6 protein-coding genes and 1 pseudogene are annotated in these 13,259 nt (G+C 31.2%); 1 reads left to right on the top strand and 6 read right to left on the bottom strand.

Going from position 1 to position 13,259, the window contains the following annotated elements; genetic code table 11:
* Nucleotides 1–319 precede the first annotated feature (319 nt).
* The 4 genes from NO995_RS13555 to NO995_RS13540 all read right to left on the bottom strand — a co-directional run bounded on the left by NO995_RS13555 (nucleotide 320) and on the right by NO995_RS13540 (nucleotide 9,293).
* The gene (locus NO995_RS13555; RefSeq protein WP_258227976.1) at nucleotides 320–2,251 is read right to left on the bottom strand and encodes an alpha-L-fucosidase; all 1,932 of its coding nucleotides are present in this window, start codon (nucleotides 2,249–2,251) and stop codon (nucleotides 320–322) included.
* Between the two features lie 532 nt (nucleotides 2,252–2,783).
* Nucleotides 2,784–4,526 (bottom strand): RagB/SusD family nutrient uptake outer membrane protein, encoded by a 1,743-nt coding sequence (locus tag NO995_RS13550; RefSeq protein WP_258227975.1) that lies wholly within the window; start codon nucleotides 4,524–4,526, stop codon nucleotides 2,784–2,786.
* A gap of 12 nt (nucleotides 4,527–4,538) precedes the next feature.
* Nucleotides 4,539–7,916 (bottom strand): TonB-dependent receptor, encoded by a 3,378-nt coding sequence (locus NO995_RS13545; protein ID WP_258227974.1) that lies wholly within the window; start codon nucleotides 7,914–7,916, stop codon nucleotides 4,539–4,541.
* A gap of 225 nt (nucleotides 7,917–8,141) precedes the next feature.
* On the bottom strand, nucleotides 8,142–9,293 hold the full coding sequence (locus NO995_RS13540; RefSeq protein WP_258227973.1) for a FecR family protein: 1,152 nt from the start codon (nucleotides 9,291–9,293) through the stop codon (nucleotides 8,142–8,144).
* Nucleotides 9,294–9,404: 111 nt separating this feature from the next.
* Between NO995_RS13540 and NO995_RS13535 the strand changes: the two genes are divergently transcribed.
* Nucleotides 9,405–10,001, top strand: a complete 597-nt coding sequence (locus tag NO995_RS13535; RefSeq protein WP_258227972.1) for an RNA polymerase sigma factor — start codon at nucleotides 9,405–9,407, stop codon at nucleotides 9,999–10,001.
* A gap of 225 nt (nucleotides 10,002–10,226) precedes the next feature.
* Here the strand turns inward: NO995_RS13535 and NO995_RS13530 are convergent, their stop codons facing one another.
* Both NO995_RS13530 and NO995_RS17835 read right to left on the bottom strand, forming a co-directional pair.
* Nucleotides 10,227–12,830 (bottom strand): sodium/solute symporter, encoded by a 2,604-nt coding sequence (locus NO995_RS13530; RefSeq protein ID WP_258227971.1) that lies wholly within the window; start codon nucleotides 12,828–12,830, stop codon nucleotides 10,227–10,229.
* Between the two features lie 263 nt (nucleotides 12,831–13,093).
* Nucleotides 13,094–13,258 (bottom strand): annotated as a pseudogene (locus NO995_RS17835) (hypothetical protein); the annotation flags it as partial.
* Nucleotide 13,259: the final 1 nt, after the last annotated feature.

Raw genomic sequence — 13,259 nt, 5'->3', positions numbered from 1 at the left:
AGAGGATATAAGTGTCAAGTACATTTATTGACTAATTACCTATTTTTAAATTAGCAAATTCAAATAACTAAATCACTATTAACTGGAAGCCCATAAGTTTGTTTCACGAGGGATTAAAGTCCTCTCATAATTTGAAATCGGTTAACTTTAACTCTAATGTTGAAAATCGCTTTTAAATTTTTATATTACTAAAGGTGCTGTAATGAAATTACAGAGCTTTAGCCACTTATTTGAAACCAATAAAAAACATCTCATAGTCTAATGCTATGAGATTCAATAGGATTATATTAACAATATTAAAAAAAAATGCCTGAAAAATTTATTTTGAGAGAACATCTAATTCTGCTATTGCCAATGCATTTTGGCCATCTGCAACTGTTTTAGTTATAAATTTTATAAAACGTACTTTTGAATTTCTTTTAAATCCTATTTCTTGAAGAATAGGGTTATTTCTAATATTGGAGAACTCTCCTTCAGCCATAGTTTTCCAATGCTTACCATTTCTACTTACTTGAATTTGAAAATCTAAAGCAATTCCTATGTTCCCTCTTGATTGATCTGGTAAATAAGTTAAACCAGAAATATTAATCTTACTTCCAAAATCCACAACGATACTTTTAACATCATCACCCTTAGCTATCCATGTGGTTTCCGATAATCCGTCGAACAATTTTGAAAAATCACCCTTTTGACGTACGACCTTCCATTGTGCTTTTGATGGTCCAAATTTCCTTTCAGCAATTTCTCCTTGTGTTTCATTATTTATTACCACTGCCTTTATTGTCACTTTATCATCACAAATAAAAGGGGCTTTATATTTTAGTCCATTTTTACTTGGATCCGAACCATCTAAAGTGTAAAATACATGTCCTGATTTGTCTGGAGACATAATACTAACTTCTCCTTTTTGATTTCTTTCAATTTTAGGCGAGGACAATACCAAAGGGGCATTATAAATTGAAATATCAGCTATTAAAGGCTGATCTAGAGCCTCTTCAATATGAATTTGCAATTTATTAGTTGCTATATCTGGAAGTCTTAAAATTCGCTTATATCCAATAGTTGTTCCTTTTATAATATTTTTCCAATTATTTCCAACAAGGGCTTTAATTGTAAATCGTTTTATCCGTTGTCCTTCATTAATATATTCCTGTAAAACTAAACGATTGAATACTTGTTCTTTTCCAAAATCTATTTCAATTTGCGCCTGTTCAGTATTTGATTTCCAAAAGGTATTAAAATCACCATCAAAGGCATATTTGAGCTGATTTTGATTATTAGCCACAAAATTAGTTTGATTATCAATTAAGTTATTTTCAAAATCCAAATCTAATTGTTTTCTCCAATTTATTAATCTAAGTGAATCCTCTCTAAAAATACGTCCTTGTTTATTCGGACTTAAGTTCAATAATAACAAACTATTACGTCCAACACTTTCATAATAGATATCTAAAAGTTTTGGAACAGATTTTATTTTATGGTTTTCTGAATCATGATAATACCATCCCGGTCGTATTGACACATCAGTTTCCGAAGGGAACCAACGAATTCCATTTTCATGACCTGTATTCAACTGGTATTGTACTGGCATATCTTCTACATAACTATCAGCGTAATGCATTGTACTCCAATGTGTTTTAGCAGCATAGCCTTCCTCATTACCAACCCATCTTACATCTGCAATTTTTCCTCCATGTATTATACAATTTGGTTGTAATGTTTTAACAATTTCTTCAAATTCATCCCAATTATAGTAATCTTTATCTATTGTTCTGGTATGTAACTTATCTGTACCATAAAACCCACGTCCACCGTTGGCTCCGTCAAACCATATTTCAAATACTTCTCCGTAATTAGTTAATAATTCCTTTAACTGTTTTTTAAAGTATTCATTATATTTAGGATTTCCATAATCTGGATGATTACAATCCCATGGAGATAAATATAAGCCCATTTTCATATCATATTCTTTACATGCATCTGCAAACTCTCTTATAACATCCCCTTTACCTTTTTTCCAAGGAGAATTTTTTACGCTATACTCTGTGTATTTTGAAGGCCATAAACAAAACCCATCATGATGTTTAGCAGTTAAAATAATACCTTTCATTCCAGCTTCTTTACAAATTTTAACCCACTGACGACAATCCAAATTAGTTGGATTAAAAAGTTTTGGAGATTCGTTACCATATCCCCATTCCATATCGGTAAATGTATTAATACTAAAATGCACAAAAGCAATAGTTTCCATTTTTTGCCATATTAATTGTTTTTCCGTAGGCTTTGCAAAATATTTTTTATCAGAAGTTTGACCTAAAATTGAACTACCATTTGAAACAAATAATATACAAGTGAATAACAGATGTTTGATACGATTTAATTTATTTTTTTTAATCATGAAAATTTTAATTTATTAGTTTCACATTGAAAAAGAATATCCAATAACACTACTATATCCAATAATCTATTTTACTTTATTCATTTTTTCTATGAGATATATTTATACTTATAATTTATAAATTATATCTTGGAAATATTTAAACTAAATATGTCTATAATTCATAAATTCTTTTAATAAAAATTCAACCGTGTATTTTAAAACTAATGAATTAAAAACAACAAAGTCAAAATTTATATATAAATTACTAATTAGGTTAAATACATTAACAATAACCCTAGTTATGTCAATAATTAGTTTTTGATATTAAATTGATAATCCCGAATAGTTATAATGCTATTCGAGATTATATAATTTATATTATAATTATTTAATTACGTTTAATTTAATAATCCCATCCTGGATTTTGAATAACGTTATTATTACTTAAAACTATTTGTTCTGTTGGTATAGGTGCCAAATAATCTCGACCAATATTGAATCCGAATCCATTTGGCATTGAATTCATATAAGGATCTATGTAACCTTCATCATTTACCAAAATAGTTGTATATAATTCCTCCTCAAATTCTGTTTCCATATCGCCACTACCTATAATTTTAAAACCTTCAAATCGCTTACCTACAATAAGTTCATCTGCAGCGGCCCAACGCATTAAATCATCAAAACGTTTACCTTCTAAAGCTAATTCTACGCGACGCTCTCTTCGTACCTCATTAAGTAAATCACTTAAACCAGGAAAAGCCTTATTAGGATCGGAAACTGGAGTCGTAGTTAAATATGGCATATTCACACGTTCTCTTAATACATTGATAGATTTATCTAAATCGGCTTGTGATAAGATTCCTAATTCTGCTTTAGCTTCTGCGAAATTTAAAAGAACTTCGGCATATCTAAAGATAATAGCTCCGGTCCAACTATCTACTCTTTGAGCAAGATCTGTCGTTCCTCCTTTATAAATTTGAAAACCTGTAGTACATGTAATTTCGTTATTCCCTCTAAAAACAGGATATTCAAATATTTCATTTGGGATTCCCGAGTTTACTGTTAACAAATCACCTGGTGTGCAAATCGTTTGTGCCAACCTAGGGTCTCTATCCGCAACTATATCAGTTAAACTAGTTTCCTTACTAGAATCATATAATGGACTCACTGAAATAGGTTGACCGTCACTAGCCAAATAAGAATCTACAAGAGACTTAGTAACACCTGTTCCTGAACCACTGTGTGGCAAATAATGTCCAACATGATGGGTAATACCATCAGAAAGACTATACTTTTTCCAAAATATCACCTCTGGATTCCCTGTATAATCCACTTGATTGAACAGATCCCAGTAAGTTGTTGAGGTTCCATTATTAAACAAACTGTAATTACTTTCATCAATCAAACGTTCCGATGATTCGACGGACCACTGTAAAAACTTGTTACTTTCATTAGTTTCTGCACCAAACGGCGTACCATCATGATACTTTTCCCAAGTACCTTCATAAAGACATACCGAAGATTTTAATGCTAATGCCATGCCTTGATGTACTCTAAATGATTCTGCCACCTCCTTTGTTTGCAAATTATTGATAGCACGATCTAAATCCTCCACTATTTTGGTTGCCAATTCATTTCTAGATATCCTAGGAGAGTACAACTCAGGAGAATCAGTATTCAAAGTTTTATCGATATAGGGAACTCCTCCAAAACGCTTAAGTAAATTGAAATAAAACATCGCTCTAAAAAAATAAGCCTCTCCGTTGTAATGTTTTATTAAGATTTCATCACCTTCAGCTGTGTCTTTATTCTCAAGATAAAAGTTCACAGCTCGAATATTACCGTAACTCCAAGAACCATCAGAAGTTGGTGCCATTGTTGTATTACCTTCAAGCCTTCCGTTTACAAAAATATCTGCAAGATTATCGCTATTGTTATCAAACTCAAAGATACCACCATTCCAACCATCATGAACTGAAAATGAAGTGTAAAATTGATTAAGAAAAAGTGCTAAATCATTTGGTGTTTTCCAATATTGTTCTGGTGAAATCTCATCTTCTGGCAATCTATCAAGTGTATCATTTGAACAGTTGAAAAGAGTTACGATTCCTAAAATTATGATTATAAATTTCAAATATTTCATTGTCTTAAATTATTAAAATTGAACGTTTAAACCTACTGAGTAAGATTTTTGAAGCGGGTAAATTTTACCATTACCCCAGCGCCCTCCTGTAGCCTCTGGATCAAATACTCCAGATATATCTGAAATCGTTAATAGATTTTCCCCAGAAATAAAAATCCTAAGTTTTTTTAGATATAGTTTTTCTATCAAAGACTCAGAGAAATTATATCCTATACTTAGATTTTTAAGTCTTAAATAAGCAGCATTTTGCAAATATCTAGTTTGAGGCTCTTGATTTCTCCAAGTACTTCTAAAAGTAGGACGTGGAAAAAACGCATCTGTGTTATCCTCAGACCAATAATCTGCATGCTCTTTCAACGCAGCAGACTGCCATTGGTTACCTACAGCACCAAAAGTATATGGTCCACCAGCCCAAACGTCTCTTTTTGCAACTCCTTGCCAGAACATTGAGAAATCAAAACCTTTGTAATCAAAACCTGCATTGATTGCGTATTGGTATCTAGGAGTAGAATTTCCTATTATTCTTCTGTCACCTGGATTATCTGAAGTAGAATCTCCCCAATCTATCTGACCATCTCCATTTAGGTCATTATATTTAACATCTCCAGAAAACCAAACTCCTCCGTACATAGTAGACTGATCAAATCCGTTATCAATTTCCTCTTGATTTTGATAAAGCCCCAACGTTTCGAAGCCCCAAATCTCTCCTAGTTTCTGCCCCTCACGATAAGTATTTAATAAGTTATTTGGATTACGATATTTAGTTACAGTAGTAACAGCATCTGATAATACGAACCCAAGATTATAGTTAAAATCACCAATATTGTCTTTCCATCTTACACTTAAATCAAACCCCTTGGTCTCTAATGAAGCGTTATTAGCTTGTGGCGCAGAAGTACCTAATAGTTCTGGATATCTTTCTGCTGGTCCAAACATATCATCAGTAGCTCGGACAAAATATTCAAAAGTGGTTTCAAAACGATTATTGAACGCTGCAATATCTAAACCGTAGTTATCCGTACTTACTGTTTCCCATGTAATGTCTGGACTAATTAAACTAGGTGTTTGTGTATAATTAGGTCGTCCACCACTACCTAACCACCAAAGGTTTGTTCTAACAGGCATACGAGACACATAAAGATAATTAGCAACATTTTGGTTACCAATAGCTCCGGTTGAATAACGTAACTTTAACATGTTTACTTTATCAATATTCCAGAATTCTTCTTTAGCTATATTATAACCTAGTGAAATAGAAGGAAAGAAGTCCCAACGACTATTAGGAGCAAACCTTGATGAGGCATCATAACGTCCATTAACTTCTAATAAATATTTTTCTTTATAATTATAAGTAAACCTACCAAAATACCCCTGGGTAGCAAATGCTCCAACGGAATCGTCAACATTATCTTCTCCTACCGCCGTCGATATAGATGGTACACCGTCAGTAATCAAATCATTTCGGGAAGCACTGACCGAACTAAAAGTGGTTTCCTCTTGTTGGAAACCGGCTAATGCGTAAAAGTTATGAGTATCATTAATTGATTTCTGATAAGACACAACTAAATTTGGTGATACATAGGAACTTTCCGAAGCAGAACGATAAAAACTATTATTACTTCTAATTAGTCTTTCTTGCCCATTTGGTTCAATAACTCCAACTTTAGCTGTATGGCTTGAATAGTTATTATTTGCATTTCTATAATATAAACTAGCTTTTACCTTCAAATCAGTTAAAGGTTCAAATATTAAATCTAAACCAATATTGGAATTTACGTCTTTAATTTTAGTTCGACCTCCGTCTAATATGAAAGGTATTTCTGAGCCATCACTATAACTACCATTAGGCATGATTACACCATTAGTAGGCCACCTTCGTGCTATATTATGTAAGTACAAACCCATATCATAACTTGGTCTATCTATATCCGACCTAGACATTCTTATGTTAGCATTAACCGTAAACCAATCGGTCATCTTACTAGATATTTTTGAGTTCAGCGTATACCTTTCATAACTATCGTCTCCAAAGTTCATTATACCAGGACCATCAAAGAAAGATCCAGAAATATTATAATTTAATTTCTTTTCATTTCCTGAAAAACTTAAATTGTGCTGCTGACGAACCACAACATCTTTATACATAACATCAAACCAATCCGTATTAGCGTTAGATCCAGTATATTGATTCCATCTTGTTCCAGCATCATTTGCTACTGTTACTGGGGTATTAATTGGATCTGCTAAATAAGCCTTTATTCTATCAAGAACCTCATCACTAAAAATAGGAGCTCCACCTCCGTTTGTAGCTGCTAAATTAAAATAGTTAGCAAAATCCAATGAATTCATCATATCTGGACGATTTAGTGGTGATGAATAAATAAAGTTATTTGAATATGTTATTTCGTGCCCAGGTATACCTTCTCCACTTTTTGTTTTTACAATAATAACTCCAAAAGCAGCTCGAGAACCATAAATAGCCGATGATGCAGCGTCCTTTAATACAGAAATACTTTCAATATCATCTGGATTTATATCATTAAGTCCAGAAGGATCACTTAATGGGATATCGTCAACTACCACCAATGGAGCTCCTGTACCCTGTAAATTTCCAATCCCTCGAATACTAATATTCATATTAGCTCCTGGCTCACCTCCTGTATTACCAACACTTAAGGTTAAACCTGGAGCAGCTCCTTGTAATGCTTGCATAGTGTTGGTTACTGGACGGTTTTCTAATACTTCAGCATCAATAGTACTCACGGCACCTGTCAGGTTTCCCTTTTTCTGCGTACCATAACCCACAACTACCACTTCTTCCAATGAAGAGGTATCTTCTTTCATAATAATTTTCACATCTGCACTACCACTTATTGGATAGTCTATGGATTTATAACCTAAGAAAGAAATTACTAAAATTGAATTTTCATTAGTTACATTTATTCTAAAATTTCCATCAAAATCAGTAGACGTTCCATTAAGGGTTCCCTTTTCTATAATGCTGGCTCCTATTAATGGCATTCCCGACTCATCTGTAATTACACCTGAAACACCAAATTTTTGTTGTCCTAAATCTAATTTTAATCTTTCTTTTATAGAAATTTCATTTTTATTCTTTAGATTAATTTCAAAGTCTAAATTAGACAAACTCAATTTTAATAATTCGTTTATTAAAATTGTCCCCTTTTTTAATTGTACTTTACTTTCATTATCAAACAATCCGATTTCATAAAAAAACCTGTAATCAGTCTGATTCATAATTAAATCAAAAACCTCATCGACAGTATATTTCTTTTCTTCTTCAATTTTGATTTTAAAATTTTGAGAAAAAAGGTCTTTTGGGGTAAAGGAAAATAGAACAGTACACCACATAAAAATGAATGCTCTCATAATAATCATAGTAATCCGCTTTCTAAATAGAAAACAGCCATTAGTAAATTTAATTTTCATAAATTTGTTAGTTGTTAGTTAAACATTTTAATTAATAATAATTCTATAAAGGATATTGTTTTATACTTTGACCGGTTAAACTTTATCCTTTTTTTTCAAGTTGTGTTCATATTTACATTTTAAAACTTAATATTAATTTCTTCACTAAAATTTTAATATATAATATTATTCAAGGTACACTGTTCTATCCATTATTGAGTAATCATTAATTGAAGTAGATTTCATAATGGATAAAATATTTTGAATACTTTGATTTTTATCTAAAGACCCCTTAAACATAACAGTTTCTAGTTCACTATTTACAAAAACTACATCTACATCATACCACCTTGAAATCACCCTCATAATGTCTTTTAATGAATTGTTTGTAAAACTAAATATTCCATCTTTCCAAGAAATTACACGTTTTACATCAACCTTATAAGATAAAACCTCTTTAGTTTGAATGTCTAATTTTGCTTGTTGATTTGGTTTTAAAGTATGTGTTTCCCCTTCATAATTAATTAAAACTTTACCCTCTACTAAAGTCGTGTATACATCTGATTCATCAGGATAGGCTTTTATGTTAAATTCGGTACCCAATACCTCGACTTCTTGATATTGATTTTTAACTAAGAATTTACCTATATTATTCCCCCGACTTGATATTACATCAAAGTAGGCTTCCCCATAAATTAATTCAACCTCCCTATTTTTTCCTTTATTAAAAGAAACTGGGTACTTTAATTTACTTTCAGAATTCAACCAAACCTTTGTACCGTCAGAAAGTACAAGTTGAAATTGCCCTCCTCTTGGTATAGTTAAATAATTATACTTTACTTTTTTTAAAGATTCAGATGAACTATAAACAATTTGCTTACCATCACTACTGGCATTAACTGTATTTATTGATGTTCCCTTTTCTAATACCATTTGGGTTCCATTTTCTAAAGTCAAAATTGCCTTGTTTGATCCTTGTTCAATCAAAACCTGACTATCTCTATTATTTAAAATTTGTCTGTTTGACTGACTTTCATATTTAAAAAAGAGAACTACTCCAAAAAGCAATATAATTGATGCCGCTACAAAGTATTTGAAATTATTAATTTGAAATACTTTATTTTTTTTCTTACCTATTTGTTTTAAAAATAATTCTACTGTTCTTTCTGTCTTTGGAGAGGTCATACTAGGAATAATAGCAACATGTACATCTACAATTTTTCTAAAAAGAAGCATATTTTTAGGATTTTCTAACCAATCTGACACAAGTTTCAATTCAGCTTGGGTAGCCGTTTTATTTAAAAATTTTACAACTAATTTTTCAATTTTCTCTTCCATTTTTAAGAGCTTTTATTAAATAGCAAAGTCAATTTAAAATACCCTTGCTTTTTTTTTTTTTTTGTTCAATAATTTACCTGATATTTGACTTTACAAGGTTATAGCAATATTATGTCTTTAGATTTTAGTGATCCTCTCTTTTTATTAAATCATCTTAAAAACGGAAATGAAGATGCTTTCAGCTACCTCATAAAAAAATATCACAAAAAATTACTGCACTACACAATTAGTCTAACAAGAGATTATAATCTAGCTCAAGATATTGTTCAAGAAGTATACCTTGATCTATGGAATGAAAGAAGAAAATTAAAGGACACTTCATTAATTAACAATTACATGTATAAAATAGCCTATCATAAGTTCATAAACAATTATCACAAGAACAAAGCTATATCTGCGCTTGAAAAAAAATATATGAATGAACTTGAACGAATATTTGAAGATAAAAATGACAAATTGCTTAAAGAAAAAGTTTTACTAATTGAAAAAGGCATCCACAAACTTCCAAAAAAATGCAAAGAAACATTTATACTTAGCAAAAAGGAAGGACTTACTAATCAAGAAATAGCAGAATATCTAAATATATCCCTAAAAACAGTTGAAGGACATCTTACAAAAGCCTATAACATTTTAAGAAAGTGTACTGGTGACAAAATAAAACAACTCTTATTTTTACTTTTCAAAAACAAAATAAAACTTGAAATCTAATTCTTTAAAAATATTTTAACTTATAATTGGAATAAAAAATCTAAAAATCAGAAACATGTATTTTTCTTACTCAAAAAAAGTTAGATAAATAGTTTTACAATTATGAATTGATTTTTATTAAATTCCATGATAGTTTATTTTAAGTTTCTTTCATATAAATATTATGTTTTAAGGTTAAATACGATTGTAATGAAAATGAACTAAAATTTAAACACAGCAAAAAACTTAATTTATTTTAGATATTATTAAACTAAACAAATACCCAAAACCAAAACAAGATACTACACCAACAAACGAATACATTAAAAAATTTGTGTCTGTATATGCACTAACGTACCAAGTTAATACAGCACTAACAAATAATCCTAACAACGTACCTATGGCATTAGCTTTCTTGGTAAGCATGCCTAAGAGAAACATTCCTCCTAAACCTCCGGTAAACAATCCTAAAAAGCGATAAAATTGGTCCCAAAGAGATTTGATATTAGAGTTAGCCATCCATAAAGCGAATAACACACCAAAAATCCCTGTTAAAACCGTTGCTATTCTTGCTATTTTTAGCAACTGTTTATCTGTTATAAAAGGTCTAAAATGTAAATGAAAATCATTACAATACGCTGTGGACACCGAATTTAAGCTACTACTTATACTTGACATTGCAGCTGAAAATATTCCGGCAATCAAAAGTCCTGATATTCCTAATGGTAGTTCCTTCACAATATACCATGGGAATATAGAGTCATTGTTAGAGATAGTTGGAGATAATTTGTTCGGCATTTCGGTATAAAATATAAATAATAAAGTACCTATTCCAAAGAAAATAATTGTGGCTGGTAATGTTAAAACAGCGTTGGTATAAAGGGTTTTTCTAGAATCTTTAATACTCGAACTTGTTAAATAACGTTGAACTATGGTTTGGTCTGTCCCTTGAGTCACCATAGCAGAAGCTAACCCTCCAATAAGAACTACCCAAAATGTTGAATCGGAAAAATTAAATTCTAAATTCAACATATTAAATTTATCTTCGTCTGATGCATATGATATCATTTCACCAAAAGGGGTTTCTGTATGAACCAATATCCAAATAATAGCCAAAACACTTCCTCCCATTAAAACGAATACCTGCATAACGTCTGTCCAAATAACAGCTTCTATTCCACCAAAAGTAGTGTAAAACACACATAATAATCCCATAATCAAAATACAACTTTCGACTGGAATACCTGTTACAATTGAAATTGCCAACGATGGAAGCAACAAGACTATTCCTATCCTACCCAATTGAAAAATTATAAAAGACAAACTTCCAAATGCACGTGCTACGTAATTAAATCGATCTTCGAGATACTCATAAGCAGTTTTTATTTTTAGTTTATTAAAAAAAGGAATAAAGACATAGGCTATTACTGGAGTTATAATAATTGCAGCTATGTTTAAAAAGAAAAAGGACCAATCAGTTACAAAGGCCTTAGCAGGAATAGCCATAAAAGTTATTGCACTTAATAAAGTTCCGAAAACACTTAAGCCTGAAGCCCACCAAGGTATACGACCGCCTCCCGAAAAATAATCTGTTGTAGATTTTTGTTTTCGCGAAAAATAAGCTCCAATTAATACAGATATTAAAAGGTATAAAATAAGAACACTATAATTTAAAATACCAAAACCATGTTCTTGATCATCTATTCGAAATCTTTTAACTTCGGGTGTTCTTATTCCAGGCGACACTTCCCCGGAAACAATTACAAAATCTTCATCATCTTTAAAACTTAATGCCGTAACAGGAAGTTTACTCATTGACTCATTATATACAAACCATTGCTTCGTTATTGTATTAAAAGATAAAATTTCTTTCGAAAAACCAGGATGATTATTTAAGAGTGAATCACGTCTTTCTGTAAGCGAATCTAAAATAGAATCGTTTTCTGTATTGTTTATTTCTAAGGCTATATTCTCTAATTTATCGAAGATTAATTCATCACAACCTCCATAAATTAATATATGCATAGATCCCATTGATACAGCCGACGCCCCCATTAATACCCGACTATTTCCATCTATTTCAACATCGCCTTCTTCTGTCCAAACATTATTATTCAAATCATAAGATAAATAACTACTTAAAGCCTCCGATTTTTTACCTGAAACTTCATTTCTACCTCCAAAAACAAATATTTTTTTACTATGAGATGTTTCTTGGACTGCAATAGTATGAAGTGCTCTTGGTGCTCCAGGAAAATCTTTTAATTTTTCCCATTGTTTTTTTTCATTTAGATTTAACCTGTAAAAAGCATTGGTTGTAAAATCTTTATTCTTTCCCCCTACAACATACACATAATTATCCTCAACTATCGCTGTTGAAAAAGCTAGAGGTTCTGGTAGATTTGGATAATTGGTAATCCTAACAGTTTTAGAATCGGCTTCGTATGCCATATGTAGTACCCTATTGCTAACAGATTCCTTATTATTTCCCCCGATGCATAAAACACCATCTTTTAGAGAGACTGAAGCCGAATAAGCAATTGGCTGAGGAAGACGTTCTGAAACCTTTACCCAAGTATTATTTTTAAAAATGTAAATCTCATCGCTCCAAACTTTTTCCCCTCCCTCCCAGGGTAAGCCATTCGGAAAATTTGCACCTCCAGCTGCAATAATAACATCTTCATAATTTCCACCTAACATACCAGCAAAACCGAGTGAAGTCATGTTTTGCTGGGTTGGTGGTAAATTCTGTAAATTAGACACAGTAATTTTAGATTCTTCCTGCGCACTAATTATAAAACTGTTTATAAAAACAAAAAGAAGTACGAATAAGCTATTATTTTTTCTCATTACTTAAATTAAGAATTATCTCTTAAACCATTTAAATAGCCTTTTAAGCAAATTTAACTTTATTAAGGTGATTAAACCGCTAATATAATTAATTTTACACAAAATGTATTATGTTACACATATTAAATATTTTAATCTTTAAATAAAAAGTAGCCCCTAAAATGTTAGGGGCTACTTTTTTCAATATTGTATAAAATGAATTTAATCTATTTTAAAGGCATCATCCAATATGAATAAGAATAATCTTTATACGGCAGTAAATACTAGTCCATTGGTAATGTGCGACAGCTATTTATACTTCCTAATCCTTGCTGAAACCCATCAATATTTACATAAACCTCTGGTCTCGCATTTAACTCACCAGCATGTTTTTGCCCTTTCTCATCTCCCGAATCTAAATCCTTCTGACTGTAGTTTAATACGGAAAAA

The sequence above is a fragment of the Aestuariibaculum sp. M13 genome (genome assembly GCF_024723255.1).
Classification (GTDB): Bacteria; Bacteroidota; Bacteroidia; order Flavobacteriales; family Flavobacteriaceae; genus Aestuariibaculum; species Aestuariibaculum lutulentum.
Note: the sequence above shows the minus strand (reverse complement) of the source record. Positions and strands in the feature narration are given on the sequence as shown.